The organism is Salipiger abyssi (assembly GCF_001975705.1).
Classification (GTDB): domain Bacteria; phylum Pseudomonadota; class Alphaproteobacteria; order Rhodobacterales; family Rhodobacteraceae; genus Salipiger; species Salipiger abyssi.
In genome coordinates, this window is record NZ_CP015093.1 from 1557932 (window position 1) to 1583868 (window position 25937).

General features: G+C 65.9%; 24 protein-coding genes and 1 tRNA gene. 12 read left to right on the forward strand and 13 right to left on the reverse strand.

Annotated features, from left to right (window positions below):
* Positions 1 to 327 precede the first annotated feature (327 nt).
* Positions 328 to 1896 (forward strand): 2-isopropylmalate synthase, encoded by a 1569-nt coding sequence (locus Ga0080574_RS11090; protein WP_076698782.1) that lies wholly within the window; start codon positions 328 to 330, stop codon positions 1894 to 1896.
* 50 nt (positions 1897 to 1946) lie between these two features.
* Here the strand turns inward: Ga0080574_RS11090 and Ga0080574_RS11095 are convergent, their stop codons facing one another.
* Positions 1947 to 3029 (reverse strand): hypothetical protein, encoded by a 1083-nt coding sequence (locus Ga0080574_RS11095; RefSeq protein WP_076698785.1) that lies wholly within the window; start codon positions 3027 to 3029, stop codon positions 1947 to 1949.
* Between the two features lie 371 nt (positions 3030 to 3400).
* Between Ga0080574_RS11095 and Ga0080574_RS11100 the strand changes: the two genes are divergently transcribed.
* Entirely contained in the window at positions 3401 to 4315 is a 915-nt protein-coding gene (locus Ga0080574_RS11100; protein ID WP_076698788.1) for a glycosyltransferase, read from the forward strand.
* Between the two features lie 12 nt (positions 4316 to 4327).
* Here Ga0080574_RS11100 and Ga0080574_RS11105 read toward each other — a convergent pair whose 3' ends face one another.
* Positions 4328 to 5314 carry a 2-hydroxyacid dehydrogenase gene (locus Ga0080574_RS11105; protein ID WP_076698791.1) on the reverse strand — a complete coding sequence of 329 codons (987 nt, stop codon included), beginning with the start codon at positions 5312 to 5314 and terminating at the stop codon, positions 4328 to 4330.
* 105 nt (positions 5315 to 5419) lie between these two features.
* Here Ga0080574_RS11105 and Ga0080574_RS11110 point away from each other — a divergent pair, with 105 nt between their 5' ends.
* On the forward strand, positions 5420 to 5920 hold the full coding sequence (locus Ga0080574_RS11110) for an SH3 domain-containing protein (RefSeq protein ID WP_076698796.1): 501 nt from the start codon (positions 5420 to 5422) through the stop codon (positions 5918 to 5920).
* A 64-nt stretch (positions 5921 to 5984) separates the two neighbouring features.
* On the opposite strand, the gene Ga0080574_RS11115 is transcribed toward Ga0080574_RS11110, so the two are convergent.
* Positions 5985 to 7049 carry a Hint domain-containing protein gene (locus tag Ga0080574_RS11115; protein ID WP_076698800.1) on the reverse strand — a complete coding sequence of 355 codons (1065 nt, stop codon included), beginning with the start codon at positions 7047 to 7049 and terminating at the stop codon, positions 5985 to 5987.
* Between the two features lie 338 nt (positions 7050 to 7387).
* On the opposite strand from Ga0080574_RS11115, the gene Ga0080574_RS11120 reads away from it, so the two are divergent.
* From Ga0080574_RS11120 to kdsA, 3 genes are read left to right on the forward strand one after another with little or no spacing between them, the layout of a single operon-like run.
* Positions 7388 to 8341, forward strand: a complete 954-nt coding sequence (locus tag Ga0080574_RS11120; protein ID WP_076698803.1) for a KpsF/GutQ family sugar-phosphate isomerase — start codon at positions 7388 to 7390, stop codon at positions 8339 to 8341.
* Positions 8338 to 9126 (forward strand): 3-deoxy-manno-octulosonate cytidylyltransferase, encoded by a 789-nt coding sequence (locus Ga0080574_RS11125; protein WP_076698806.1) that lies wholly within the window; start codon positions 8338 to 8340, stop codon positions 9124 to 9126. Before Ga0080574_RS11120 ends, Ga0080574_RS11125 begins: the two co-directional genes overlap by 4 nt.
* Positions 9123 to 9971 (forward strand): 3-deoxy-8-phosphooctulonate synthase, encoded by an 849-nt coding sequence (kdsA, locus tag Ga0080574_RS11130; RefSeq protein ID WP_076698809.1) that lies wholly within the window; start codon positions 9123 to 9125, stop codon positions 9969 to 9971. Before Ga0080574_RS11125 ends, kdsA begins: the two co-directional genes overlap by 4 nt.
* Here kdsA and Ga0080574_RS11135 read toward each other — a convergent pair.
* The 7 genes from Ga0080574_RS11135 to Ga0080574_RS11165 form a co-directional block, all read right to left on the reverse strand.
* Positions 9948 to 11339 carry a phosphomannomutase gene (locus Ga0080574_RS11135; RefSeq protein ID WP_076698812.1) on the reverse strand — a complete coding sequence of 464 codons (1392 nt, stop codon included), beginning with the start codon at positions 11337 to 11339 and terminating at the stop codon, positions 9948 to 9950. The genes kdsA and Ga0080574_RS11135 overlap by 24 nt on opposite strands.
* Positions 11340 to 11502: 163 nt before the next feature.
* On the reverse strand, positions 11503 to 12321 hold the full coding sequence (locus Ga0080574_RS11140; protein WP_076698815.1) for a sulfotransferase family 2 domain-containing protein: 819 nt from the start codon (positions 12319 to 12321) through the stop codon (positions 11503 to 11505).
* Between the two features lie 339 nt (positions 12322 to 12660).
* Positions 12661 to 13263, reverse strand: a complete 603-nt coding sequence (locus Ga0080574_RS26805) for an acyltransferase (RefSeq protein ID WP_076698818.1) — start codon at positions 13261 to 13263, stop codon at positions 12661 to 12663.
* A gap of 403 nt (positions 13264 to 13666) precedes the next feature.
* Positions 13667 to 13742 (reverse strand) — tRNA-Thr (locus Ga0080574_RS11150).
* Between the two features lie 45 nt (positions 13743 to 13787).
* Positions 13788 to 15332, reverse strand: a complete 1545-nt coding sequence (locus Ga0080574_RS11155) for a heme biosynthesis protein HemY (RefSeq protein ID WP_076698821.1) — start codon at positions 15330 to 15332, stop codon at positions 13788 to 13790.
* 10 nt (positions 15333 to 15342) lie between these two features.
* A complete protein-coding gene (locus tag Ga0080574_RS11160) occupies positions 15343 to 16755 on the reverse strand; it encodes a hypothetical protein (RefSeq protein WP_076698824.1) in 1413 nt (470 codons plus the stop codon).
* 44 nt (positions 16756 to 16799) lie between these two features.
* Positions 16800 to 17546: a uroporphyrinogen-III synthase gene (locus tag Ga0080574_RS11165; RefSeq protein ID WP_076698827.1), complete on the reverse strand. Its 747-nt coding sequence runs from the start codon at positions 17544 to 17546 to the stop codon at positions 16800 to 16802.
* A gap of 72 nt (positions 17547 to 17618) precedes the next feature.
* On the opposite strand from Ga0080574_RS11165, the gene tsaD reads away from it, so the two are divergent.
* The 4 genes from tsaD to Ga0080574_RS11185 are packed head-to-tail and all read left to right on the forward strand — an operon-like array spanning position 17619 to position 20348.
* Positions 17619 to 18698, forward strand: a complete 1080-nt coding sequence (tsaD, locus tag Ga0080574_RS11170; RefSeq protein WP_076698830.1) for a tRNA (adenosine(37)-N6)-threonylcarbamoyltransferase complex transferase subunit TsaD — start codon at positions 17619 to 17621, stop codon at positions 18696 to 18698.
* Positions 18695 to 19657: an NAD(P)H-dependent glycerol-3-phosphate dehydrogenase gene (locus Ga0080574_RS11175; RefSeq protein ID WP_076698833.1), complete on the forward strand. Its 963-nt coding sequence runs from the start codon at positions 18695 to 18697 to the stop codon at positions 19655 to 19657. Before tsaD ends, Ga0080574_RS11175 begins: the two co-directional genes overlap by 4 nt.
* Before the next feature lie 2 nt (positions 19658 to 19659).
* Positions 19660 to 19929, forward strand: coding sequence for a YciI family protein (locus tag Ga0080574_RS11180; RefSeq protein WP_076698836.1), 270 nt, complete (start codon positions 19660 to 19662; stop codon positions 19927 to 19929).
* Entirely contained in the window at positions 19929 to 20348 is a 420-nt protein-coding gene (locus Ga0080574_RS11185) for an EVE domain-containing protein (protein WP_076698839.1), read from the forward strand. Before Ga0080574_RS11180 ends, Ga0080574_RS11185 begins: the two co-directional genes overlap by 1 nt.
* Positions 20349 to 20597: 249 nt before the next feature.
* On the opposite strand, the gene Ga0080574_RS11190 is transcribed toward Ga0080574_RS11185, so the two are convergent.
* Positions 20598 to 20939, reverse strand: a complete 342-nt coding sequence (locus tag Ga0080574_RS11190) for a DUF2853 family protein (protein WP_076698842.1) — start codon at positions 20937 to 20939, stop codon at positions 20598 to 20600.
* Between the two features lie 288 nt (positions 20940 to 21227).
* On the opposite strand from Ga0080574_RS11190, the gene Ga0080574_RS11195 reads away from it, so the two are divergent.
* Positions 21228 to 21665, forward strand: a complete 438-nt coding sequence (locus Ga0080574_RS11195; protein ID WP_076698845.1) for a universal stress protein — start codon at positions 21228 to 21230, stop codon at positions 21663 to 21665.
* An 18-nt stretch (positions 21666 to 21683) separates the two neighbouring features.
* Positions 21684 to 23225 carry an alanine/glycine:cation symporter family protein gene (locus Ga0080574_RS11200; protein WP_076698848.1) on the forward strand — a complete coding sequence of 514 codons (1542 nt, stop codon included), beginning with the start codon at positions 21684 to 21686 and terminating at the stop codon, positions 23223 to 23225.
* A 100-nt stretch (positions 23226 to 23325) separates the two neighbouring features.
* Here the strand turns inward: Ga0080574_RS11200 and Ga0080574_RS11205 are convergent, their stop codons facing one another.
* Positions 23326 to 24675: an esterase-like activity of phytase family protein gene (locus tag Ga0080574_RS11205; protein WP_076698851.1), complete on the reverse strand. Its 1350-nt coding sequence runs from the start codon at positions 24673 to 24675 to the stop codon at positions 23326 to 23328.
* A gap of 184 nt (positions 24676 to 24859) precedes the next feature.
* Complete coding sequence (locus tag Ga0080574_RS11210) at positions 24860 to 25828, reverse strand: ketopantoate reductase family protein (RefSeq protein WP_076705890.1); 969 nt, start codon at positions 25826 to 25828, stop codon at positions 24860 to 24862.
* Positions 25829 to 25937: the final 109 nt, after the last annotated feature.

Consider the following 25937-nt stretch of genomic DNA (forward strand, 5'->3'; position numbering starts at 1 on the left):
CCCCTTGTCATATGCCCCGCGTTCAATATGGACCAGCCGCCCCGGCGCTCAAGCCCCGTCTCGGGCGCGCTGCGCTGCGGCATGATTTTCCGCGGGAAATCGCGCATTTTGCGGGTTTTCATTTACCTTTTTGCGCGTATAGTCCGCCGCATGATGACCCGTGGCCATATCGCTTTCGCTGCCCGCGCCCTTGGCGCGCTGCTTGCGCTTGGCCTGTCTCTTCTCCTAACCCGCCTCTGAGCGCGCAGACCCGGCGCGACCGCTCAGAGGAGGACCGTTTCGCGCCGGCGAAACCTCAGGACGAAGACCTTACAGAGATTCAGAGACATGACCGACCAAGCCCAAGACCGCGTGTATATTTTCGACACGACGCTTCGCGACGGCGAACAATCGCCCGGCGCCACCATGACCCATGACGAAAAGCTCGAAATCGCCGAGCTGCTCGAGGATATGGGCGTCGATATCATCGAGGCGGGCTTCCCCATCGCCTCCGAGGGTGACTTCAAGGCGGTGAAGGACATCGCCGAGCGCAGCAAGGAGACGGTGATCTGCGGCCTCGCCCGCGCCCAGATCCCCGATATCGACCGCTGCTGGGAGGCAGTGAAACACGCGCCGCGCCCGCGCATCCACACCTTTATCGGCACCTCGCCGCTGCACCGCGCCATTCCCAACCTCACCATGGACGAGATGGCCGACCGCATCCACGAGACGGTGTCCCACGCCCGCAACCTTTGCGACAATGTGCAATGGTCGCCGATGGACGCGACGCGGACCGAATGGGATTACCTCTGCCGCGTGGTCGAGATCGCCATCAAGGCCGGCGCCACGACGATCAACATCCCCGATACGGTGGGCTATACCGCGCCGCGCGAAAGCGCCGATCTCATCAAGCGGCTGATCGAGGCGGTGCCCGGCGCCGACGAGATCATCTTTGCGACGCACTGCCACAACGACCTCGGCATGGCGACGGCGAACGCGCTGGCCGCCGTCGAGGGCGGCGCGCGGCAGATCGAATGCACGATCAACGGGCTCGGCGAGCGGGCGGGCAACACCGCGCTCGAAGAGGTCGTCATGGCGCTCAAGACGCGCGGCGACATCATGCCGTTCTTTACCGAGATCGACACGAAAAAGATCATGCATATCTCGCGCCGCGTCTCGACCGTGTCGGGCTTCCCGGTGCAGTTCAACAAGGCCATCGTCGGCAAGAACGCATTCGCGCATGAGAGCGGCATCCACCAGGACGGCATGCTCAAGAACGCCGAAACCTTCGAGATCATGCGCCCCGAGGATGTGGGTCTCTCGGCCACCAACCTCGTGATGGGCAAGCATTCGGGCCGCGCCGCGCTGCGCGCCAAGCTCAAGGATCTCGGCGTCGATGTGGGCGACAACCAGCTCAAGGACATCTTCGTGCGGTTCAAGGAGCTCGCCGACCGCAAGAAGGAAGTCTATGACGAGGACATCCTCGCGCTGGTCACCGCCACCATGGCGGGCGAGCAGGCCAACCATCTCGAAATCGTCTCGCTCAAGGTGATCTGCGGCACCGGCGGCCCCGCCGAGGCGGTGCTGGAGATGGAAGTGGGCGGCCAGGAGATGAGCGCCGACGAATTCGGCGATGGCCCGGTGGACGCGACCTTCAAGGCGGTGCGCAAGCTCTACCCGAACAAGGCGCGGCTCCAGCTGTATCAGGTGAACGCGGTGACCGAGGGCACCGACGCGCAGGCCACGGTGTCGGTGCGTCTGGAAGAGGACGGCAAGATCGCCACCGGCCAGTCGGCGGATACCGACACGGTGGTCGCTTCGGCCCGCGCCTATGTGAATGCGCTCAACCGCCTGCATGTGCGCCGCAGCAAAACCGGCGGCGACGTGAAGGAAATCAGCTACAAGGATGTCAGCTGAACCCGGATTCCTGCGCGCGCCGTAATCGCGGCGCGCGCAGGGTATTGCGCTCAGGCGGGCAGATCGCCCGCATCCGGCTGTATGACCTGATAGTCGAGGTCGAGTGACGCGGCTTCCAGGGCGGCTACATCATCGGCATGATGTGGAGCGTGTGCGAGAGCGTGACCATCCATCGGGTTGCCGTTCGGCATCTCGTCCAGCAGGTCGGCCGATGCTGCGATTCCCACCATCGGCGCGCGGTCTTCAACGGATCGGAAGTGAAAGCTGTCCGAGGCCTCGTCTTCGAAAATACCCAGGGTCTGCATGGCCATATGCACTGTATCCGGCTGGATTGCCTCGCTTTCCGCAGCTTGGGCTTGCAAGGACGGCGCGCCACCATAGGCCATGTCCTGCGTATCGACGCCGGTGTCTATTCCATGCAAAAGGCGATCGGTCGCGCTAAGCGGATGCGGTCCACCGGAGGACAGGGTCGCAAAGGCATTGCCCGCCGTATCTCCGCCGACCACAAAGGGCACGCCCTTGACCACGGTCACCATCATCGGACCATAAAGATCCACCCCGAGCGCACCGCCGCCCGTGTCGAACAGTCCCGCCTCGGCGGGCAGGCGCCAGACCGGGAGATCAATGCCGTTTGGACCGGGGTTTTCGAGAAAATCCTCCTCGAAATCCTCGGCAATCTCCAACTCGACGAAATGACCGAGGCTGACCGCCGCATTGCGCAGGTTGCGAACGCTGCCGTCGCCTTCCCATTTCATCGAGGAGAGGCCCGCCATCCGGCGCCCGGTAAAGAGCATATCGCCGAAAGACGCCTCCGCGACCGCGTCGCGAAGATCGGAACCATCCATCGTGGACCAGCCGGCGACACCCATGGGCGTCGCCGCAATACCCGCATCCGACGCGACCATATCGCCATATTGCGCGGCCATCCATCTGGCCTGCGCTTGCATATCGACAAAGGAAAGATCGAGCTCTGGCGCCATGCTCTCGGAGGAAATTCCCGCGACGGAAAAGCCCGACGCCTGGATCGAACCGGTCTCGGAGACGGAAAACCCGTCAGTCTTCGTATCTGCGGCACCGAATGCCGCCTCGTTGGCGTGCTGGTCTGCACGCGCCTCATCATTATTGTCGTCCACAGTGACACACCCACATTTTCAGCCCAAAAGACAGTACGTTGCCGCAGGGTGCGGCGGCGAAGTGTCGGGCTGGCGGATGCAAAAGCGGCGCTTCCGGGGCATCTCCGTAGGCTTTTCGGAAAAACCGCCGGGCGCGTCGCGCAAAGGCCGGACGCAAGAACAGGCTTGCCGAAACGCGGCACCGGGAGGATGATGCCGCATACGGAGCGCGCGGCGCTGAACGGGCGCGTTTCCGCCAAGGATTGAATGACGAACGGGCACGTCATGATTTACGTCGCCGGCAAAGAGGTATTTACAGGGCGCTGCGCAAGCCCGTCCGGATCCCGGGCGGCGCGGAGAAAGCGGCACGCCAGTCTTTGGCCGGGGCAATCATGACGCAGATCACGATCTTGATGGGAACGCGCAATGGCGAGGCGCATCTGGGCGAACAGCTCGCGTCAATCGCCCGGCAGAGCCATCGCGATTGGCAGCTCTGGGTCGGCGACGATGGCTCGACCGATCGTACCCGCGATATCCTCGCCGCCTTCGCCCGGTCTGTTCCGCAGACGGTGCGGGTGTTCGACGGGCCGCGCCGGGGCGTCGCCGCGAATTTCCTGTCGCTGCTCTGTCATCCGGAATTGCCCGACGGGACGGTCGCCTTCTGCGACCAGGACGATATCTGGTTTCCGCACCGGCTGCGCCGCGCCATCGACCAGCTCGAAACGGTCGGCCCGCGCGCCGCGCTCTATTGCTCACGCACCGAGGTCGGCGCGGAGCCGGAGAAACCGCTGGGCACCTCGCCGCTCTGGCCGCGCCCGCCCTCATTCCGCAACGCGCTTATCCAGACGGTGGCCGGCGGCAACACCATGGTGATGTCACCTGCCGCCGCCGCCCTGACCCGCGCCGCCGGCACCGATCCGCTGCCGGCCTTTCACGACTGGTGGTTCTACCAGCTCATCGCCGGGGCGGGCGGCGCGATCCTCTATGACCGGCAACCGACGCTATTCTACCGCCAGCACCACGAGAACCAGCTTGGCCGCAATCGCGGACTGGTCGCCCGCTATGCCAGGCTCGGGACGATCTGGGAGGGGAAATATCATCACTGGATCACCCGCAACCTCGTCGCGCTCCAGCGCAATCAGCATCTGCTGACCGAGGAGAACCGCGCGATCCTGAAGGATTTCGCGGCGCTGCGCCGGCGCAAGGGGGTGGGTGTGCTCGCCGGGTGGCAAAAGCTCGGTCTGCACCGGCAGGGGCGGCTGGAGACCGCGCTCATGGCCGGGGCCGCGGCGCTCGGGCGGATCTGACCGCCCGCGCGCTTACAGCATCGCCGGCAGAACCTGATCCGGCGGGCGGTGACCGTCGGCAAAGGTCTTGACGTTCAACAGCACCTTTTCGCCCATCTCGATCCGGCCCTCGATCGTGGCCGAGCCCATATGCGGCAGCATCACCACATTGGGCATGTTCACCAGATCCGGATTGCCCTTGATGCCGTGCTGATAGACGTCGAGCCCCGCCCCGGCGATCTCGCCCGCCTTCAGCATCCGCGTCAGCGCGCTCTCGTCGATCACCTCGCCGCGCGAGGTGTTGACGATCACGGCGGAGGGCTTCAGCAGCCGCAGCCGCCGCGCGTTGAGCAGATGGAAGGTCGAGGGCGTGTGCGGGCAGTTGACCGAGATCACGTCCATTCGCGCGACCATCTGGTCGAGGCTTTCCCACCAGGTCGCCTCAAGCGAGTCCTCAATCTCCGGACGCAGGCGGCGGCGGTTGTGGTAATGGATCTGCATGCCGAAGGCTTGGGCGCGTTTCGCCACCGCCTGACCGATGCGGCCCATGCCGAGGATGCCCAGCCGCTTGCCGCCCAGCCGGGTGCCGAGAAAGGCGGTCGGCGCCCAGCCCTGCCATTCGCCGGCCTGCATCACCAGCAGGCCTTCCTGAATCCGCCGGGTCACGCCGAGCATCAGCGCCATCACCATGTCAGCGGTGTCGTCGGTCATCACGCCGGGCGTGTTCGAGACGAGGATGCCGCGCCGCCGGGCGGTTTCGACATCGATATGGTCGATCCCGGCACCGTAATTCGCGATGAGCTTGAGCCGCTCGCCCGCCTGGCCGATCAGGCCGGCGTCGATCTGGTCGGTGATCGTCGGCACCAGCACATCGGCCTCCGCCATGGCCTCGGCCAGCTGGGCACGGGTCATCGGCGTGTCGTCCTCGCGCAGGGTCACGTCGAACAGCTCGCTGAGCCGGGTTTCGACCGCTTCCGGCAAGCGTCGCGTCACGACAACACTCAGGCGTTTCTGAGGCATGGCGCGCCTTCCCTCCCTTTCCATCGCTCGTCCTGAATGGCACAGTGTCTTATGAGCGTGCGGGGCACAAGAACCCTGCGGAAAAAACGCGGGCAGGACATCGAAATGAGCAAATCCGCTTTGATCGCGGGGCTGGTTGCGGCCCTTCTGGCGGGCGGCGCCGCGGGCGCCACCGACGAGCGCGGGCCGGTCACCAACCTTCCGCTTCCACGCTATGTTTCGCTCAAGGCCAGCGAGGGCAATGTACGCCGCGGCCCCTCTCTCACCCACCGCATCGACTGGATCTACAAGCGTCGCGACATGCCGCTGGAGATCATCGCCGAGCATGGCCACTGGCGCCGTGTGCGCGATGCCGACGGCGCCGGCGGCTGGGTGCATTACTCGCTGCTGTCGGGGGTGCGCACGGTGCTGGTCGAGCAGGACATGCTGGAGCTGCACAGCCGCGCCGGCGACGGCATGCCGGTGACCGCCAAGCTGGCGCTGGGCGTGATCGCGCGACTTGGCGACTGTATCGAGGACTGGTGCGAGCTGAGCGCCGGTGGCTATGACGGCTGGGCCCGGAAAACCGCGCTCTGGGGTGTGGCCCCCGACGAGATTCGCGAATAACGCGACGTCCTGTGCCCGCGTAGGGTGGGCAATTCTGCCCACCACCTCACGCGTTTTGGCCGCCTCAGGCCGCCTCGTGCATCAGGATCGCTGCCTCCGAGGTCGACAGGTTGCGACGGGCATAGGCGCCATAGCTGTGCGGATCGTCCTTGATCCGCGGCATCATGTGAAGCAGCCGCGCCCGGTCATGCTCGCTGATCGTGGAAAGCGCCGTGTTCGAGGGGTGGAAGCTCTCGGTGCCGACGCCATTGGCGAACAGCACCTCGTGGCGCGGCAGCATCAGGTGGATATAGGTCACCTCGCGCACCGCCAGATCGCGCTGCACCGTCTCGCCATTGACCAGATCCCTGGCGGCGACCAACACCTCCGGCGTGTTGAACAGCGCCTGCGCCACCGGCCCGGTCAGCAGCATGCGATGTTCGGGTGAGACGAGGAAGTCGGCATGGGGATGCTCCAGCCCCAGCGCACCCGCGCGGAACCGGATCGGTCGCAGCATCGGCATCGCAAAGAGCCGCGCGCCGCTCATCCGGCGGCTGCCGATCCACTGCACCTCCTGCGCGCCATTGTCGCGCGTCTGCACTCTGTCGCCCTCGCGCAGGGTTTCCACCGGGACCGGTCCGCCCGGGGTGAGAATGCTGGTGCCCGGCGTAAAACAGATCACACCACCCGTCTGTTCCGCATTCGCATGCTTGACCGAAGGCGACAGGGTGGCATGCACAACCCAGAGATCGACGCCCGCGGGAGGGATCTCATCGAGGAACATCAGCAGCGGTCGCGCCGCCCCATCGACCTCGATAACCGTGACCGTATAGCTCTGTGTGCCGTCGGTCGCCACGAAGGTGGTGTCCGACATCGGATGCGCCGCATCGACCTCGTCGAGCTGCGTCGTGTTCTTGACCGCCGCGCCTATCAAGCGCCGCACCATATGCGCCGCCCGCAGGCGGACATTCGTGTCGCCATCGGCCTGTTGCAGTTCCAGGAGCCCTGAAGGGCCGTCCACCCGAACGACCTCGCCGCGCCACGACCACGCCACCCCCGGATGAAGGGATGACAGAGGCGCGGCCTCAAGCCCATCTATACTCGTCTGCAACCAGGAAATGACGAACGTGCCCCGAAAGCCCGTTCCCATGTGCCCGAATACCCTACTCGTTTTTTATTATGAAAGAAGCTTTACCAGACGGCACGGAAACTGCCTAGCGCAGGTGGCACGATTCTGCCGCCACAAGGTATCGATGATGAAAATGTTGCAGTGATAGCACAAGGTTAACAGATCGTGTACTTTTTGAGAGGCCGAGGTTCAACTCTGCGAGGATGGGCTAAGCAAGAGGTGCAATCATAAGCTGTCAGCTATGTCGCCCACAGCAGCGAAGCGCCCCTCACAGGCGATCATCCCGGTCGTCAGGAGAGCCCGTTGGACAGCGCCGCTCTGGCGGGGTAACAGGCAATACGTTCAGAACGGTAGCCCCGATGACCCAGACGCCTTCCGACATTGCCCGCACCGTGCTCGCGACAGAGTCCTCCGCGCTGACCCGGCTTGCCGACGAGCTGCCGGTCGCCTTCGACGATGTCATCACGCTGCTGCTGCATATCAACGGACGTATCATCGTCTCGGGCATGGGAAAGTCCGGCCATGTGGCGGGCAAGATCGCCGCGACGCTGGCCTCGACCGGCGCGCCGGCGCAGGTGGTGCATCCGGGCGAGGCGAGCCATGGCGATCTCGGCATGATCACCACCGAGGATGTGGTGATACTGATCTCCAATTCCGGCGAGACCCGCGAGCTGGCCGACATGATCGCCCATTGCGCGCGCTTTGCGATCCCGATGATCGCCATGACGCGCCGCGCCGAAAGCACGCTGGCACGCTCGGCCGATCATGTGCTGCTGATGCCCGACGCGCCCGAGGCCTGCGCCATCGGCATGGCGCCCACCACCTCGACCACCATGGCCATGGCGCTGGGGGATGCGCTGGCCGTGGCGCTGATGCAGAAGCGCGGCTTCGACCGCGAGAACTTCCTCGCCTTCCACCCCGGCGGCACGCTCGGCGCGCAGCTTCTGCGGGTCTCGGCGGTCATGCACCGGGGCGAAGAGCTGCCCGTCGTCGCCCCCGATACGCCGATGGGCGAGACGCTGGTGGTGATGTCGCAGAAAGGCTTTGGCGTCGCCGCGCTGGTCGAGGACGGCAAGCTTATCGGCGTGATCACCGACGGCGACCTTCGCCGCAACCTGGAGGGGCTCATGACCCGCACCGCCGGCGCTGTCGCCACCCGCAACCCGCGCAGCGTCTCGCCCGACGCGCTGCTGACCGAAGCGCTCGGCGTGATGAATGCCGGCAAGATCTCCTCGCTCTTCGCGGTCGAGGACGACGGCACGCTGGTCGGCCTCGTGCATATCCACGACGCGCTGCGGGCAGGTGTGGCATGAGCGCGGTCGTCTTCATCCCCGCCCGCTACGCCTCGAGCCGCTATCCCGGCAAGCCGCTGGTCGCGCTGACCGGCGCCACGGGCGAGAAAAAGACCCTGATCCAGCGCGCCTGGGAGGCGGCCAAGACCGTCAAGGGCGCCGATGCGGTCTATGTGCTCACCGATGACGACCGCATCGCCGAGGCGGCGCGCGGTTTCGGCGCCGAGGTTCTGATGACCTCGTCCGAGGCGCGCAACGGCACCGAGCGCTGCGCCGAGGGTGTGGCGCAGCTTGCCTCCCCGCCCGAAACGGTGATCAACCTTCAGGGCGACGCGCCGCTGACCCCGCCCTGGTTCGTCGAGGCGCTGATCGAGCGCATGCGCGACCCGGCGGTCGAGATGGCGACACCGGTGCTGCGCACCGACCGCGAGACGCTGGTGCATTTCGTCACCGACCGCCAGCAGGGCCGCGTCGGCGGCACCACCGCTGTGATGCGCGGCGATGGCAGCGCGCTCTATTTCTCCAAGGAAGTGCTGCCCTATGTGGGCGATCTCGAATCCCCGCCCGAGGTCTGGCACCATGTCGGCGTCTACGGCTATCGCCCGGAGGCGCTGCGCCGCTATGCCGGCTGGGCCGAGGGGCCGCTGGAAAAGGCCGAGGGGCTGGAGCAGCTTCGCTTTCTCGAAAACGGCGTACCGGTGACCTGCGTGCCGGTTGAGGCGCGCGGCCGGGTGTTCTGGGAACTCAACAACCCCGTGGATGTCGCCCGCATCGAGTCGGTATTGCAAAAGGAGGGCATCGCATGACCGAGGTTCAGGTTCGCGACATCACCATTTCCAACGACGCGCCCTTTGCGCTGATTGCCGGGCCCTGCCAGCTCGAAAGCCTCGATCATGCGCGGATGCTGGCGGAAAAGATCGCCGCCGCCGCCGAGCTGGCCGAGACGCCCTGGATCTTCAAGGGCAGCTTCGACAAGGCCAACCGCTCGTCGCTCTCGGGCAAGCGCGGTCTCGGGATGGAGGCCGGGCTTGAGATCCTGTCGCGCATCGGCAGCGAATTCTCGGTGCCGGTGCTGACCGATGTGCACGAGGCCGCGCAATGCGCGACCGTGGCCGAGGCGGTGGACATCCTGCAAATCCCCGCCTTCCTGTCGCGCCAGACCGATCTGCTGCTTGCAGCGGGCGAGACCGGCGCCGCGATCAACGTCAAGAAGGGCCAGTTCCTCGCCCCGTGGGACATGAGCAATGTCGCCGACAAGATCGCCTCGACCGGAAACCGGCGCCTCCTGCTCTGCGAACGCGGCGCGAGCTTTGGCTACAATATGCTGGTGAGCGACATGCGCTCGCTGCCGATCATGGCCGAGACCGGCTACCCGGTGGTGTTCGACGCCACCCATTCGGTGCAGCTTCCCGGCGGACAGGGCACCTCGACCGGCGGGCAGCGTCAGTTTGTCGAGCCGCTGGCACGCGCGGCCGTCGCGGTGGGCTGTGCGGCGGTCTTCATCGAAACCCATGAAGACCCGGACAACGCGCCCTCCGACGGGCCCAACATGGTGCCGATCGACCGGCTGGCGCCGCTGCTGCACGGGCTGCGCGGCATCGACGATCTGACCAAGGGCCGGACCGACCTACTCGATGAGCTCTTTGCCTAGCCGTTCCAGGTGCCCGCGCATCAGCGCCTCGGCGCGCGCGGCACTGTCGGCCTCGGCATAGCAGCGGAATTCCGGCGCGTTGCCGGAGGGGCGCAGATGCACCACATCGCCGCTCTCGAAATTCACACGCAACCCGTCGGTCACGTCGATACCGGTCTCTGGGCCGGTATCCTCGAAAAACGCGCTCCGCGCCTCTGCCGACTCCGTCAGCTTCGCAAGGAAGGCCCGCGCCACCTCGGGCTCGATGCCCTGGATGCGGTCGGCGGCGGTGAAGCGCTGCGGCAGGCTCGCCACCAGTTCGGCCAGCGACACGCCCGCCGCCCGCGCGGCGGCGAGCGGCGCGAGGATCGGCAGCAGGCAGTCCCGTGTCATCAGCGGCGCCAGCATGCCCGCCGGCGCGGAGGCGGTGAAGCCCAGCAGGAACCCGCCATTGGCCTCATAGCCGACGACCCGCGCAGCGCTGTCCGACGCAAGCGCCTCTTCCATCGCCGCGATCACGAAGGGCGAGCCGATGCGCGTGGAGCGGACGGCACCAAAGCCCAGCTCATGCACCATCGTGTTCGAATTAACCGGGGTACAGACCACCGCCGCGCCCAGTTCGCGCGCGGTGAGCGCCCCCAGCACATCGCCCGGCACCACCGCGCCGCTGGCATCCGCCACCATCGGCCGGTCGGCATCGCCATCGGTGGAGATCACCGCATCGAGACCGTTATCGCTGCACCAGCCACCCAGCATGGCGCGGGTTTCCGGGTCGAGCGCCTCGGTGTCCACCGGAATGAAGGTCTCGGACCGGGCAAGCGCCACGGTCTCGGCCCCCAGCGCCTCGATTACCTGCACCATCACGTCGCGCGCGACGGAGCTGTGCTGATAGACCCCGATGCGCAGCCCCGCGAGCGCCGCGCTGCCATAAGCATCGACATAGCGCTGCGCATAGGCCCCGACCGCCCCGGGCGTGTCGTTGCGCGGCGCCGAGGCGCCAGCGGAGCCCTGCCCCAGCGCGGAGAGGATCCGCGCCTCGTCCTCCTTGGAGATCTCGCCTTCGGGCACATAGAATTTCAGCCCGTTGCGGTCGGCGGGGATGTGGCTCCCGGTGATCATGATCGCCGCGTGTCCGGCTTGCATCGCGGCCAGCGCCAGCGCCGGGGTGGGCAGCGCGCCGCAGCAATGGACCGGCAGACCCTGCGCCTGCGCGGTCTCCATCACCACCTCGGCGATCTCCGGCGACGAGGGCCGCAGATCCCAGCCCACATGCACCGCGCCGCCATGCGGACAGGCGCTCAGAAAGGCGCGCGTGTAATCCGCGACCAGATCGGGGGTCAGCTCGGTGACAAGGCCACGCAGACCGCTGGTGCCGAATTTGGGAGCCATGGGCGTCTCTCCTGAACAGAATTGGTATCGAAATCAGCCTTTGCGCCCCGTTGTCGCCGCAACGCGGAAAACGCGCAACCCCCCGGGCGATGCGGCGCGCAACAATCGGGCGATCTCTACCTCCCCGCCGGTGCGACGCACCCGGGATCGCGGCCTGCGTGCCTCAGTGAAAAAGCTTCAGATCCGGCGCGAAATGCGCGTCGTACAGATCGAGATCGTCTTTGTAGATCCCGTCGATCAGCGCCTTTGTCTCATCGTCGAACAGCGATTCGTAGCTCGGCAGACTTCCGCCGGCCTTCATCTCGCGGATCTCGCCCACATTCGTCTCCGAAAACGCCCCGCCCGCCTTCTCGTAATGCGACGTATCGTGCTTGAGGTGCTTTCTCGTGTCATGAACGGCAAATCCGACCTCGGCCAGCTTGACCACCGCCGTGCCAAGGTCTTCGACGCAGAAATAGTCGTCATAGTCCTCGTAGAGCAGGAAATAGGTCTGCGGACGCCAGTGCTTCTCGAACTCCGCGTGCTCCAGGCCCTTCAGGATCTTGCAGAACTCCTTGAAGCTCAGATCCTTGTAATACTCGTCCTTGACGACCTTCCGCTTCACCCGCCCGGCAAAGGAGATCGGCAGCGTGTATTTCGGACCAATCTCGGTATCGACGACCTTGTTCAGGAAGGCGGAGGCGATCCGGCGGTAGGGGCAGCGCAGCACGGTGAAGGTGTAGGCCGCCGTCACCAGATATTCCAGCGTCGGATTGAATGTCTCGTTGTTCTTGTGAATCCAGTTCGGATCGTCGCCTTCCCTCAATACGCCGTTCGAAATCGCCGCGCTGTAGCGAAATGTCGAGCAGACGTTTTTCGGGATGTAGGTATATACGCTTGCGATGTTGAACAGACCGATGGCGTGCTTGGCCGCAAACTTGTGCAGGGCGTTCTTGGAAAGTGGTGCATGTGTTGATTTTGCGTATTTAAATTGTCTTACCATAATGACCTCCAGCGACCTTCTCGTTTCGAAAGATCCGGCATGGGCTGTGTCTATAAACGGGAGCAGAGCTGATGCGTCGGCCTCGGATCACAGAATAGGCTCCGCCATCGTGGAGGTTTCAAGGGCAGATCCGGCTGCCGTCATCCAGAAAGACCCTTCCTTCGCCGCAGCGCCGAAAAAATCAACGTTGCTCCCTGCTGCCGTCCGCTCCGGACTGCTTGCCAAGCCTGAACGGACGGGCCGATCATACGCAAGCGCGAAGACGGTTTTGTTGCAATCCCCCCGGCCATCGGGAAAAGCGCAGGGCGCAATCTGCCCGCGCCGATGAGCGTGACCGCATCAGGCCGGCGCCGCCGCTGGCCCCTCATCTTGCGAAAGGCGGGATCCGATCCGGCGCGCCGGGACGCCGCCAACGATGTCGTAGTCGCCGACATCGCGGTTCACCACCGCGCCCGCCGCGACGATGGCCCCCTTGCCGATGGTGACGCCCTTGAGGATCACCGCGCCATGACCGAGCCAGACATCGTCTCCGATCACCACCGCAGCGGTCGAGATTCCCTGCTTGTTGATCGGAATGTCAGTCCTTTCAAAGCTGTGGTCCGTGTCCCGGATGGTCACATGCTGCGCCACCAGAACATCGCGACCGATATCGATCCGCTCGTTGCAGCCGATAACGCAGCGCTCGCCAAAGAAGGAATTCGCGCCCAGAGTGATCGCTCCGCTGCCCTGTAGGACCGTCCCCGCGCCGATCCAGTTCCCGCCATGGGCAATCAACCTGAGCTCTTTGCCCTCCCGGCCCGCCAGCCCGATGAACGACTTGAACGCGACGCCCGGCCCGATCCTGAGCGATCCGTGCTTTTCCAGATATCTTCCGTAACGAAGATCGGCCAGTTTTCCGGATATCCTCCGCAAGGCGCCGGAATATATACGCATGAAATTCATTTTGATGCCCCTATTGCCGGAGGGAACTGGAACGCGTCCAAAGTCGTCGCTCGATGCCATATGGATTTGCGCAGATGTTTGTTCCCGAGCGACCGGCGATAAATTCTGAGTTTCGAGGGATTTGCACTGAAAGCGTGAAATCGCGCTCATATAATGTCAAGCGCTCCGGGCCCGCGTCTCGGCGCGCCGGCGTTGCCATCCCCTCCGCGCGGTCAATTTACGCAACTGCCATCAAATTCGACACAGTGCCGCAGCAAGGTCCGGCAAGGTTCGGTTGCACAGCAGCAATATCCGGAGATGCGTTTTTTGGCGCGGGGTCTCTGGCATAAACCCCGTTCTGTCCACCCACGCGGCAATCGCCCCGCATGGGTGCTGCCGCATGGCCACTTGCTTTCAAGGTGGGTGGTGCCGGTGATAGGACTCGAACCTACGACCCCATCATTACGAATGACGTGCTCTACCAGCTGAGCTACACCGGCACTGGTGGGCGGCCTCTTAGCACCGGGGCCGCCCGTAGGAAAGGGCTATTTTGCCCCCTCTTTCGCAGGCTCGTCCGCGACCTCCTCGGCATCTTCCACCGGCGGCTGCGTGGCTTCGGCGGCGACCTCTCCCGCCTCGGTCGGCGGGTTGGGGTCGAGCACCTCGGGGGCGGCTTCGGCTTCTTGTGCCGCGGCTTCCTCCTCGGATTTGTCCTCGATGGCGCCGACGATCAGCGGCAGCATCTCGGCGCCCGGAGGGGCGGCATCCGATTGCGGCGGCACGGTCCAGCTCAGCGTGTCGAAGCCGCCGCAATTGTCGCAGACCGGCATCCACTCGCCGTGGATCTGATGACAGTTGTCACAAACCCATTGCGGGCCGCGCGGCGCCACCAGCGCCTTGGCCAGCCAGCCGCGCACCTCGGCCTCGCCGGCACCCTCGCCGCGGGCAATCGCCGCCATGACGGTCAACACCCGCGCATCGGGCTCCTTCTCGACCAGATCGCCCACCGCGCGGCGCGCCTCGGGGAAATCCTCCGCCGCCAGCGCCAGCTCGGCGCGCAGCAGCCGGGTTTCGCGGTGCTCGGGCTTGATCGAGGTCAGCGTGCGGAAACGCTTGAGCCGCTCCACCGGGGTTTCCTCCGGCGCGATCTCGGCAAAGGCGGCGGCGAGATCGGGATGCGGCTGTACGCTCCAGGCCTTTTTCAGAAGGCGCACCGCCAGCTTGGGCCGCTGCTGCGCGATATAGGAGCGCGCCGCCATCGACGCCGCCGGGATCAGATCCGGCGAGCCCTTGGCCGAGGCGATGGCCGCCTCGCGGGCCTCGATGGGCTTGTCCTCGGCGAGGATGTCCTTGGCCTGGCTCAGCGCCAGCACCGCGTCGCGCCGCTTGTAGACATCGCGCGGCAGGGCCCCATGCTTGAGCTTGGCGGAAAGCGTCTGACGCGCGCCGCGCCAGTCGTGTTTCTCTGCCTGGAGCCGCAGCAGCGTGTCCTGGATCTCTGGGTGTTTGGGCTTCAGCGCAAAGGCCCGCTCGGCGAGTTTCAGCGCCGTCTCGGTGTCGCCCTTGGCGAGCTTCTGCTTCATCATGCCCCGGATGCCGACAAAGCGCGTCTCGTCATTGGTGATGAGCCGCTTGTAGACCTCTTCCGCCTTGCGGGTGTCGCCGGTCATCTCGGCAGCCTGCGCGGTCAGCAGGTTGGTGAGCGCGGGCTTGTGCAGATAGCGGTCAGCCTTCTGCGCCTTGGCCATGGCCAGCTTGCCCTCGCCCGAGGCCAGCGCCAGCAGCCCCTCGGAGAGCGCCTGATAGCCCTTGCGCTCACGGTTGCGGTCGAAATAGCGCGACAGCGCCGTGTCGTCGCCATTGATGAATTTCAGCACCGCGATCAGCAGCGAGACCAGCTTGAACACCACATAGAGCAGGACGATCAGCACGATCACGCCGATCACCGATTGCAGCGGCCCGAGGTTGAACTCGTAGCCGCCGGCGGTGATCTGGATGCCGCCGGAGCTTTCCATGATGTAGCCGGCGCCAAGGGTCAGGGCCGCCACCACGGCGACGAAGAGAGTGATCTTCAGAAGTGACCAAAGCATGTTGCGACCCTTATTCCTTGTTCAAATCCTGCGCCACGGTCTCGGCCGCGGCAACAGCGTCGCGCCGGGCCGTGGCCGCGGCGATCCAGTCCGAAAGCGGCGCCCTGGCCTCTTCCGGCAGGGCCTCCAGCTCGGTCAGGGTCTGACCGAGATCGCCGCCGCGCAGCGCCGCCTCGGCCCGCGACAGCACCGCGTCGGGGCTGTCGCCCTCGCGCGCGGTGACCGAGCGCGCGCCAAGCTGGTCGGCGAGGAAGGTGGCGAAACGGCCCGTGCCGCTCTCCTCCTGCGCCTCGCTCCGCCGGGCCGCCGAAAGCGCCTCGCGGGCGGCGGGCGGATAGGCTTCGGTCAGCGCGGCGAGCGTCGGCACACCATCGGCGGCGGGGGCGCTCAGCGCCTCGGGGATCGCCGTGCCGTTCGCCTCGATCTCGGCCAGCGCATCGGCATAGGGCGCGCCGTCGGTCAGCGCCGACATAACGGTGGAGAGCGCCGCGCGGGCCTGCGACAGCGCCGCCTGATCCTCGGCATTGGACTCGGCCTCCAGCGCCTGACGGGTCATCTCCTCGACCTCCTGACGCTGCGTGGCAATGGCCTCGCGGACGCTTTCCAGCTCGCGCTCATAGGCGGCGATGGCCTCGGGCGGCACGGTCTCGGCCACCGGGCGCTTTTCCATCTCTTCGAGCCGGGTGTCGAGCGTACCGATCCGGCCAGACAGCCCCTCGATGTCGCCCGCGACGCTGTCGAGCCGCGCGCCAAGATCGGAGACCGAGCTTTCCAGCCCCGACAGGTCGACGCCGGCGACCGCGTCATTCGCCGCCTGGACGGAGCCCTTCAGCGCCTCGATCTCGCTGGCCTGACTGTCGAGCGCGGCCTGGGTGTCGGCCTCAAACGTGTCCTCCTCGGCAGGGCTCAGGAACGGCAGCGTGCCGCTCTGATAGGCGGAGACGCCATAGCCCAGCGCAGCGGCGACCACGCCGCCCAGCAGCATCGGGAAAAAGCCGCCCTTGCGCTCGACCACCTTCTCCTGAACCACAGGCGCAGGGGGTGGCGCCGATTCCGCCGCAGCGGGTTCCGGTTCCGGATCGGGCCGGGCCTCTTCGGTCTCTTCGTCGAGCACCACCGCCTCGCCAACCGAATGGATCTGGTCGTCCTCGTCGACGGTCTCGTCTGTCGTCCCGTCGCCTTCGGCCTTTTCCGCCTCGCCGGCGTCATCCGGCGTTTCCGCCGTCTCGTCGGTCTGACCGTCCGCGACCGTATCCTCATCCTCGCCGGGCGCGTCGCTGGTGTCCCGGGCGTCGCTCTCGCCCTCTTCGGTCACCACCGCGTCCGGCACCGTCTCCGGTGTCAGCTCGGTTTCGGGGCTCTTCGCCGCGTCCGTCTCGGCGTTGTCCTCGGTGCCGTCCACTGGCTTTTTCTCGTCGGCCACGCTCCACCCTTTCAAATTCTTGCCCGGCACGTTGCCGTGCCTGTCTAACCTTTCACAGACCCGTGAGGCTGCACAAGCGCCCCGCCGTCTCTGAGTAAACCAATCACGACCGCGCGCATATGCGCCGCGTCCGGTCGCGCCGGAATTTCCAATCGAGTCACATATAGCGCCTCTAGCGCCGCTGACACATCCCCGCTCATCGCTGCGACGATAAGCGGCGCGCGGCCCGGCGGTGCCTTGGCAAACTGGGCTGCGCTGCGCGTGGAGAAAAGGGGAAGAATCACCGGGCTCTCGCCATCGAGGGCCGCGCGGGCCTCTGCGCTCAATTCCTGTGCAGGCTGATCGTAGATCACCGCCTCGCGCGTTGCCACACCCGTCTGGCACAGCCGCTCGGCCACCTGCCCGCGCGAATGGGTCCCGCGCAGATGCAGCAGCGGGCCCTCCGGCGCCTCCGCCGCGATCATCGCGACCAGATCGCCGGCATTGCCGCCGGCGCTTTTCGGCGCAAACCCGGCCTCCGCCGCCGCGCGCGCCGTGGTCTCGCCCACGGTGTAACAGAGCGGCAGCACCGGCCCGCCAAGCGCACGATAGGCGCGCACGCCATTGGCCGAGGTAAAGATCGCGCCCCGGATGCCGGCCATCTCCGGCAGCGGCCCGGTGGTCTCGATCCCGATGAGCGGGCTGATCACCGTCTCGAAGCCCGTGACCCCCTTCGCCTCGATCTCCGCCAGAAACCGCCGCGACGCCGGCTCGGGGCGGGTCAGCAGCAGGATCGGCGGGGGCGGGGCCATGGACGCTCCGGGATTGTGGGGTGATTGCGCAGGTGGTAGCTGCATGGGGAACGCTTTGCAACGGACGTGCCGATGCCGGATCCCCTCATCCTCGGGCTGGAAAGCAGCTGCGACGACACCGCCGCCGCGGTGCTGCGCGGGCGCGAGATCCTGTCCTCGGTGGTCATGGGCCAGACCGAGCTGCACGCGGCGTTCGGCGGCGTGGTGCCCGAGATCGCCGCCCGCGCCCATGCGGAAAAGCTCGACCTCGCGGTGGAGGAGGCCGTGTCGCGCGCCGGCGTCGCGCTGGCCGATCTCGACGCGGTGGCGGTGACCGCCGGGCCGGGGCTGATCGGCGGGGTGCTGTCGGGCGTGATGCTGGCCAAGGGGCTGGCGACGGGGCTGGGCAAGCCGCTGCTGGGGGTGAACCACCTTGCCGGCCACGCGCTGACGCCGCGCCTCACCGACGGGCTGGCCTATCCCTATCTCATGCTGCTGGTCTCCGGCGGGCATTGCCAGTTCCTGATCGCGCGCGGGCCGCAGGAGTTCACCCGGCTCGGCGGCACCATCGACGACGCGCCGGGCGAGGCCTTCGACAAGACCGCGCGGCTCCTGGGCCTGCCGCAGCCGGGCGGGCCATCGGTCGAAGAGGCCTCGAAAGAGGCCGATGAGAAACGCTTTGCCTTCCCCCGCCCGCTGCTCGACCGGCCCGGCTGCGACCTGAGCTTTTCCGGCCTGAAGACCGCGCTTCTGCGCACCCGCGACAAGCTGGTGGCCGAACAGGGCGGGCTGCACGAGACCGACCGCGCCGATCTCTGCGCCGGGTTCCAGGCCGCCGTGCGTGACGTGTTGCGCGAGAAAACCCGCCGCGCGCTGGCGCTCTATCTCGCCGAAAGCCCCGCCGCACCCGCCTTTGCCATTGCCGGCGGCGTCGCCGCGAACAAGGCGATCCGGGCGGTGTTAGAGACACTTTGCGCCGAAGACGGCGTGCGCTTCACCGCCCCGCCGCTGGCGCTCTGCACCGACAATGCCGCGATGATCGCCTATGCCGGATCCGAGCTTCTGGCGGCGGGCGAGACCGCCGACATGACGCTCGCCGCCCGCCCGCGCTGGCCGCTCGACCGCGCCGCCGCCCCTTTGCTCGGGTCGGGCAAGAAGGGGGCCAAGGCATGAGCGTCGCCATCCTCGGCGCCGGCGCCTTCGGCACCGCGCTGGCCGTCGCGCTGGCCTCTGCCGGGCAGGCCGTGACGCTCTGGGGCCGCAATGCCGGGACCATGGCGCGGATGCGCGACACCCGCGAGGCGCCACGCCTGCCGGGCATCGCTTTGCCGCGCGAAATCACGATCTCCGCCGAAATAGAGACGGTTTCGCAGGCGCAGACCCTGCTGCTCGCGGTCCCCATGCAAACGCTCTCCGCACTGCTGCACGACATCTCCGCCCCGCTGAACGGGCAGCGCCTTGTCGCCTGCTGCAAGGGCATCGACCTCGGCACTGGCACCGGCCCCTCGCGTGTGATCGCTGAGGCGAAACCGCAGGCGGTGCCCGCCGTGCTCACCGGTCCCAGCTTTGCCGCCGATATCGCGCGCGGCCTGCCCACCGCGCTGACGCTCGCTTGCGCCGATGCCGAGATCGGGCACGCGTTGCAGCATCAGCTTTCCACGCCATCCCTGCGGCTTTACCGCAGCACCGATGTCGCCGGGGCCGAGCTTGGCGGCGCGCTGAAAAACGTCATGGCCATCGCCTGCGGCGCCTGCATCGGCGCGGGTCTTGGCGACAGTGCCCGCGCCGCGCTGATGACGCGCGGCTTTGCCGAGATGACCCGCTTTGCGGTGCATTACGGCGCGCAGCCGGAAACGCTGGCCGGGCTCTCGGGACTCGGCGATCTGGCGCTGACCTGCACGTCGGAACTCTCGCGCAACTACCGCTTCGGCCAGGCGCTGGGGCGGGGCGAAAGCTTTGACGCCAATGTCACCGTCGAAGGCGCCGCCACCGCCCGCGCGGTCACCGCGATTGCGCAAAAACGCTCTCTCTCCCTGCCCATTTCCACCGCCGTCGCCGCGCTGGTCGAACAGCGCGCCACGGTGGCGGAGGTGTTGCAGGATCTGCTTTCACGACCGCTCAAGGAGGAATAACCATGCTCGTCGCTCTTATCGCCAAGGACAAACCCGGCGCGCTTCAGATCCGCAAGGACACCCGCGAAGAACATCTTGCCTATATCAAGGCGACCGGCGTCGTGTCGCAGGCCGGCCCGCTTCTGGACGATGCCGGCGAAATGGCCGGCAGCCTGGTGATCCTCGACGTGGCCGATATGGACGCGGCACAGGGCTGGGCCGAAAACGATCCCTATGCCAAGGCCGGGCTCTTTGAGAGCGTCGAGCTGGCGGCGTGGAAAAAGGTCGTCTGATGGCCTATTGGCTGTTCAAATCCGAACCCTCGGCCTGGTCCTGGCAGGACCAGGTGGCCAAAGGCGATGCGGGCGAGGAATGGGACGGCGTCCGCAACTACCAGGCGCGGAACTTCATGCGTCAGATGGCGGTGGGCGACCGGGGGTTCTTTTATCACTCGCAAACCGAAAAATCGGTGGTCGGCATCGTCGAGGTGATCGCCGAGGCGCATCCCGACAGCAAGGCCGACGATGCGCGCTGGGAATGCGTGGACATCAAGGCGGTGATGCCGGTGAAAACCCCGGTGACGCTGGACCGGATCAAATCCGAGCCGCGCCTGTCGGAGATGGCGCTGGTGCGCAGCGCGCGCCTTTCGGTGCAGCCGGTGACCGAAGAGGAATGGCGCATCGTCTGCGAAATGGCGGGGGTCGATCCCTGACGCAGCTTGGCAGAGCCGGCGGAGCACTGCGCTTTAAGGTTGGAGGGGCCCGGCCTGTGCCGGACCCCATTCTCACCCCATCGCTGCTCCCACACAGCACGCGGTTCGATCCGGTTCCGGCCGTTCTGGCCATTCACCCTTTATAGTCCCGCGATGCGCCCCGCGCAAAAGGGAAATCCCTAAAAGGCGGTGCCAAAAAAGAAACGCCCGGTTAATCCCGGGCGTTTTCAATCGTTTCGGCAATTCCGTTCAGGCGTAGACCGACTCTTTTCCGAAATGCTTCACCAGCATGTAATACACCACGGCGCGGTATTTATTGCGCTCGGAGCGGCCATAGGTTTCGATCACCGAATTGATCGCGTCCATCAGCTCCGGCCCATCCGCGAGGCCCAGCTTTTTCATCAGGAAGTTGGTCTTGACCGTTTCGAGCTCGCCTTCCTGCGTGGCGGCGACGGTGGAGGCGTCGTCATTGTAGATCGCCGGACCGCAGCCGATGGTCACCTTGGTCAGCAGGTCCATATCCGGCTCCATGCCGCACTTGCCGCGCAGATCCTCGGCGTATTTCGCGATCAGCTCGTCTCTCTTGCCCATTTGTCCGTTCTCCCAATTCCCGCGGGCAGCCGCCCGCACCGTTGCCACGCAGGCGTCCATCCCCCGCGATCACAGGCACTTTACCGCCGCGGTTCAGGATAAAAAGAGCTAATTCTCGCCATTTTTTCGCCGACCAGAGCAAAACCCGCAGCCAAAACCGCCAATTTCAGCCGAATTTGCAAAATTTTCGTGACAGCCCCGCAGGGCATCGCGGAGCATTGATTCATTCTTCGGGCATCAATCGCGCCCGAGGAATGCCTGGGAACAATAAAAACGGGGACAGTCCAGATGAGTTCAGAGACATTCGTCGTTGCGTATGAAGGCGACCCGGAAGATCCCGGTGTGCTCGATTACGCGATCGCGCGCGCCAAGGCGGAGGGGGCGAGATTGCTGCTCGTCCATATCCTCGAATGGTCGCCATACTCCTTTCTCACACCGCAGGAGCTGGAAGAACGGCACGGTCGCCGGAAACAGGAACTGGCGCGCGCCAACGAGACGGTCATGGCCCCCGCGCTCGCCAAATGCGAGGCGGCGGGCGTCACCGCCGACGGGCTCATCCGCTACGGCCAGGTGGTCGAGCTGATCGTGGAAGAGACCAAGAAGGCCGGGGCCTCGGTGATCTTCGTGGGCCGTTCCGGCGCCAATGCCATGGCGGCGCGGGTGTTCGGCTCGGTGCCGCTGGGGCTTGCCCAGATCGCCCCCGTCCCCACCGTCATCGTCCCCTGAGCGTAGGAGAGTACCGGAATGTTTGATCGAAAAACCCTGGCCCTGGCGTCCGGCTTTGCGCTTTCGGGCGCCGCCGCGCAGGCGCAATCCATCGACGAGACCATCAACAATGTCGTCGGCGCCGTCACCGGCCCCTTCGTGAGCTTCATCTTCTCACCTTTCCCCGGCACCTCCTTTCCATGGATCGTGCTCTGGCTGGTGATCGCAGCGACGATCTTCACCCTCTATTTCGCCTTCGTGCAGTTCCGCGCCTTCCCGCATTCCATCGCGCTGGTCTCGGGCAAGTATTCCGACCCGGAAGATGCCGGCGAGGTCAGCCATTTCCAGGCGCTGGCCACGGCGCTTTCGGGCACGGTGGGGCTCGGCAATATCGCGGGCGTCGCGGTGGCCGTCTCCATCGGCGGGCCCGGCGCCACCTTCTGGATGATCCTCGCGGGTCTGATGGGTATGGCGTCGAAATTCACCGAATGCACGCTCGGCGTGAAGTTCCGCAACGAATACGAAGACGGCTCGGTCTCGGGCGGGCCGATGTATTACCTCAACAAGGGCATGGAACAGCGCGGCTTTGCCGGGCTTGGCAAGGTGCTGGCGATCATCTTTTCGATCTTCTGCGTCTTTGGTGCGCTCGGCGGCGGCAACATGTTCCAGGCCAATCAGGCGCATGCGCAGATCACCAATATCACCGGCGACTATCCCGGCTGGATCACCGGTGTGATCTTTGCCGCCATCGTCTTTGCGGTGATCATCGGCGGGCTGAAGAGCATCGCGCAGGTGACGGAAAAGATCGTGCCCTTCATGGGCGTGCTCTATGTCGGCACGGCGCTGATCGTGATCCTGATGAATGCCGACCAGATCGGCTGGGCCTTCGGTCAGATCTTTGACGGTGCCTTCACCGGCGCGGGCGTGGCCGGCGGGCTGGTCGGGGCGCTGATCCAGGGCTTCAAGCGGGCGGCCTTCTCGAACGAGGCGGGCGTCGGCTCGGCGGCCATCGCGCATTCGGCGGTCAAGACCAAGGAGCCGATCACCGAAGGCTTCGTGTCGCTGCTGGAGCCCCTTATCGACACGGTGGTGATCTGCACCATGACAGCGCTGGTGATCATCATCACCGGGGTGATGCAGATCGACCCGGAGACCGGCAATTACATCTGGAACGCCGAACTGGGCCGGGTGGAAACCGTGGGCGACGTGTCGGGCGTGGCACTGACCTCGGCGGCCTTTGGTTCGGCGCTGTCCTGGTTCCCTTACATGCTGGCCATCGCGGTGATCCTCTTCGCCTTCTCGACGATGATCTCGTGGAGCTATTACGGGCTCAAGGCCTGGACCTACATGTTCGGCGAGGGCAAGGCGCAGGAGCTGAGCTTCAAGGTGCTGTTCTGCATCTTCGTGATCATCGGGGCGGCGATGAATCTCGGGCCTGTCATCGACTTCTCGGATGCCTCGATCTTCGCCATGGCGCTGATCAATATCATCGGGCTCTACTTCCTGATGCCGATCGTGAAGGACGAGCTGACGAGCTACAGTTCGCGGCTGAAATCCGGTGAGATCAAGCGCTACGCCTGATCTCTCCATGAGCGACGGGTGGGCAGATTGCCCACCCTACTTCGCGCCAGAGCACTGTTCAAACCCGGCAGGGTGGGCAATCTGCCCACCCCTTTCGGTCTCATTCCGCCGCCAGCAGCTCCGGTACCGAGAGCAGGATGAACTCGTTATGTGCGGCCTTGCCGATCTCGCGCCCGCCCGAGAAGGGCAGGTTGTTGTCATTGGCGACCAGAATGTGAGTCTCGTCCACCCGCACCACATCCTCGATGGTGAAGAACGGGAAGGTGAACGGGCCCTCTTCCGGTGCCAGACCGGCGATGGCCTTGCCGTCCGGATCGGCGATGTCGAGCAGGTCGATATGACCGATGCGGCGCATATAGCCGTCCGAATCCACATCCGAAGTATCCACCAGCACAATGTTCTTCACCAGCGCCGGGCGCGGATAGCAGGCGGAGGTATCCGCCGCCCCCTCGGCACAGGCCAGCGCCGCGTAGCCTTCGCCATTGTCACGCTCGATCACCAGCGCGCGGGTCTCATCAATGAAGTTGAAATCACCGATGGCGGTGGCGCCTTCGGCAAGCGCGAATTTCACGCTATCGCCGGTCCAGTCGCCCGCGTTCGGATCGAACTGGATCACGCGCAGGAACGGTCCCTCGGTCTCGCCTCCGTCGAGTAGGATGGGCTTTTCCAGCATCGCCCAGAGCAGATCCGTGCCGGGTTGAAGCGCCATGCCCTCGTAGCCGCCCGAGCGCTGCACCTGGAAATCGCTGCCGGCGCTGGCGGGCACATAGACGCTGTAGGTGTCGGGCCCATGCAGTTCCTGCCCGTCGAGCATGGTGGCGTAGACCTCCTTCACCACCCCGTCGAGGCCGGCGCGGATGAGATAGGGGCCGAACTCGTCGCCGATGAAAACCTCTTCACCCAGCACCTGGATCGACTCGGTGTCGAAATCGGCGCCGGTCAGATAGCGGCTCTCGGTGCCTTCATAGGCGATGCGGAACGGCACTTTGCGGTCCGGGTCACGCAGAAACACCGTCTCGCGGCGCTCCACGGTGCCGGCCTCGAAATCCGGTGCCATACGGTGGAAGAACAGCAGCGCGTCGGGCGAGTTGCGCTTGTTGCCGAAACCGTTGTCGGTGAGCGTGTACCAGCTGCCGTCCGCGGCAGGCGTCATGGCGAACCCCGACATGCCCTGCACCGGCTGACCGATAAAGGGCAGCGCGATGCCGGTCTCGTGGCCACCGTAATTTTTGCCCACATTGCCCATGACGCTCATCGGCATGTCGTTTCGGGCACCGCCGGTGAACTTGCCCGACACCCAGGCGTCGCGCGGCGCATCGGCGGGCGGCTCGACCAGCGACAGCGCCGGAAGATAGGCGTGGCCGGCGAGCGTGGCGGGAAAGACCTCTTCGGCCAGCGCGGGCGCGGCGACACCACTAGCGATTGTGAGAAGACAGAGCGAAAGACGCATCGGATCATCCTTTTCCGTATGTGGGATGCGCCGCTGCTACCCCACACCGGTAACGGAGAGATGGCGCCCGCGTGTCGCTCGCGTAAAGCGCTCGCCTGCTTTCATCTTTCTCACAAATACTCCCGCCGGAGGCACCTACGCGCGCGGCGGCAGGGTGGGCAATGCTGCCCAGCGTATTGCGGTCTCAGGCCACCAGCGCCGCTTCGAGCTCCTCCACGCTCATGCCGCCAGCGCCCTTGCCTGCGGCCACCAGCTCCGCCGCCAGCACCGCCATGCGCGCGTTGAGCGGCGCGGGCACGCCGTGCAGCCGGCCCAGCAGAGCGATCTCGCCATTGAGGTAATCGGTCTCGACGCTGCCCGCCCCGCGCGCCAGGCTCTGCCGGGTCGAGCTGCCGGCGCGCGCAGCGCCTTCCAGCGGCACCACCCGCATGAATTCGTTGCGGCGGGGATCGTCCATGCCGACATCGCGCCAGACGATCCCCGCCGCGCGCAGCACCGTCTTGGCCTCGGCGACCAGCCGCTTAGTAAACGGCGCCTGCTCGGCGCCCTGCGGCAGCAGCGCATCGACCGTATTGCCGAGATTCAACAGCAGCTTGCCGTATTTGCTCTCCATCACCGCCTCGGACGGGAAACAGGCGATATTGGCCCGCTCCAGCGCCTGCTTCAGCGCAAGATCCGCCGCATCGGTGCCGCCCGGCACGCGCCCGGTCTCGAACATGCCGTAGCAGGGGGCGCCATGGGTGATCACCTCGCCGGGCTCGATATAGGTGCCGGGCAGCATCACCGTCACGCCATGCACATTGGGGAAATAGCGCAGCGCCACACGCTCGTTCACCACGCCGTTCTGACAGCAGAACAGCGCCTGATCGCGCAGCCCCGCGGCGCGCAGCGCTTCGAGCGCGGCGACACTGTCCTGCCCCTTGACGCAGAGCAGCACGATATCGTCGGGCCGGAAGTCGATCTCTGACGGGTGTGCCACGCAGGGAAAGCTGGTCTCCTGGCGCCCGTTAACGCTGACGAGCGCAATGCCCTTGTCCCGGATCGCGTCGAGCATCCGCCCGCGCGCGATGCCCAGCACCTCCTGCCCCGACAGTGCCAGCGCTGCGCCCACGACGCCACCGATGGCGCCAACCCCGTGAATGATGATCCGCATCTCGGTCCCTCCGTTCGCGCGCATGCTGGGCCGCAGAAAAACCGGCTGCAAGGCGAAAGCGGTCCTTACGGGACGGCAAAACGCCCCGCGCGGGGCACGGGGCGTTTCG

Excerpts from the sequence above, each read along its gene's own strand:
- Ga0080574_RS11090 (WP_076698782.1), top strand. The coding sequence starts at position 328 with ATGACCGACCAAGCCCAAGACCGCGTGTATATTTTCGACACGACGCTT.
- Ga0080574_RS11100 (WP_076698788.1), top strand. The coding sequence starts at position 3,401 with ATGACGCAGATCACGATCTTGATGGGAACGCGCAATGGCGAGGCGCAT.
- Ga0080574_RS11105 (WP_076698791.1), bottom strand. The coding sequence starts at position 5,314 with ATGCCTCAGAAACGCCTGAGTGTTGTCGTGACGCGACGCTTGCCGGAA.
- Ga0080574_RS11110 (WP_076698796.1), top strand. The coding sequence starts at position 5,420 with ATGAGCAAATCCGCTTTGATCGCGGGGCTGGTTGCGGCCCTTCTGGCG.
- Ga0080574_RS11115 (WP_076698800.1), bottom strand. The coding sequence starts at position 7,049 with ATGGGAACGGGCTTTCGGGGCACGTTCGTCATTTCCTGGTTGCAGACG.
- Ga0080574_RS11120 (WP_076698803.1), top strand. The coding sequence starts at position 7,388 with ATGACCCAGACGCCTTCCGACATTGCCCGCACCGTGCTCGCGACAGAG.
- Ga0080574_RS11125 (WP_076698806.1), top strand. The coding sequence starts at position 8,338 with ATGAGCGCGGTCGTCTTCATCCCCGCCCGCTACGCCTCGAGCCGCTAT.
- kdsA (WP_076698809.1), top strand. The coding sequence starts at position 9,123 with ATGACCGAGGTTCAGGTTCGCGACATCACCATTTCCAACGACGCGCCC.
- Ga0080574_RS11135 (WP_076698812.1), bottom strand. The coding sequence starts at position 11,339 with ATGGCTCCCAAATTCGGCACCAGCGGTCTGCGTGGCCTTGTCACCGAG.
- Ga0080574_RS11140 (WP_076698815.1), bottom strand. The coding sequence starts at position 12,321 with ATGGTAAGACAATTTAAATACGCAAAATCAACACATGCACCACTTTCC.
- Ga0080574_RS26805 (WP_076698818.1), bottom strand. The coding sequence starts at position 13,263 with ATGAATTTCATGCGTATATATTCCGGCGCCTTGCGGAGGATATCCGGA.
- Ga0080574_RS11155 (WP_076698821.1), bottom strand. The coding sequence starts at position 15,332 with ATGCTTTGGTCACTTCTGAAGATCACTCTCTTCGTCGCCGTGGTGGCG.
- Ga0080574_RS11165 (WP_076698827.1), bottom strand. The coding sequence starts at position 17,546 with ATGGCCCCGCCCCCGCCGATCCTGCTGCTGACCCGCCCCGAGCCGGCG.
- tsaD (WP_076698830.1), top strand. The coding sequence starts at position 17,619 with ATGCCGGATCCCCTCATCCTCGGGCTGGAAAGCAGCTGCGACGACACC.
- Ga0080574_RS11175 (WP_076698833.1), top strand. The coding sequence starts at position 18,695 with ATGAGCGTCGCCATCCTCGGCGCCGGCGCCTTCGGCACCGCGCTGGCC.
- Ga0080574_RS11180 (WP_076698836.1), top strand. The coding sequence starts at position 19,660 with ATGCTCGTCGCTCTTATCGCCAAGGACAAACCCGGCGCGCTTCAGATC.
- Ga0080574_RS11185 (WP_076698839.1), top strand. The coding sequence starts at position 19,929 with ATGGCCTATTGGCTGTTCAAATCCGAACCCTCGGCCTGGTCCTGGCAG.
- Ga0080574_RS11190 (WP_076698842.1), bottom strand. The coding sequence starts at position 20,939 with ATGGGCAAGAGAGACGAGCTGATCGCGAAATACGCCGAGGATCTGCGC.
- Ga0080574_RS11195 (WP_076698845.1), top strand. The coding sequence starts at position 21,228 with ATGAGTTCAGAGACATTCGTCGTTGCGTATGAAGGCGACCCGGAAGAT.
- Ga0080574_RS11200 (WP_076698848.1), top strand. The coding sequence starts at position 21,684 with ATGTTTGATCGAAAAACCCTGGCCCTGGCGTCCGGCTTTGCGCTTTCG.
- Ga0080574_RS11205 (WP_076698851.1), bottom strand. The coding sequence starts at position 24,675 with ATGCGTCTTTCGCTCTGTCTTCTCACAATCGCTAGTGGTGTCGCCGCG.
- Ga0080574_RS11210 (WP_076705890.1), bottom strand. The coding sequence starts at position 25,828 with ATGCGGATCATCATTCACGGGGTTGGCGCCATCGGTGGCGTCGTGGGC.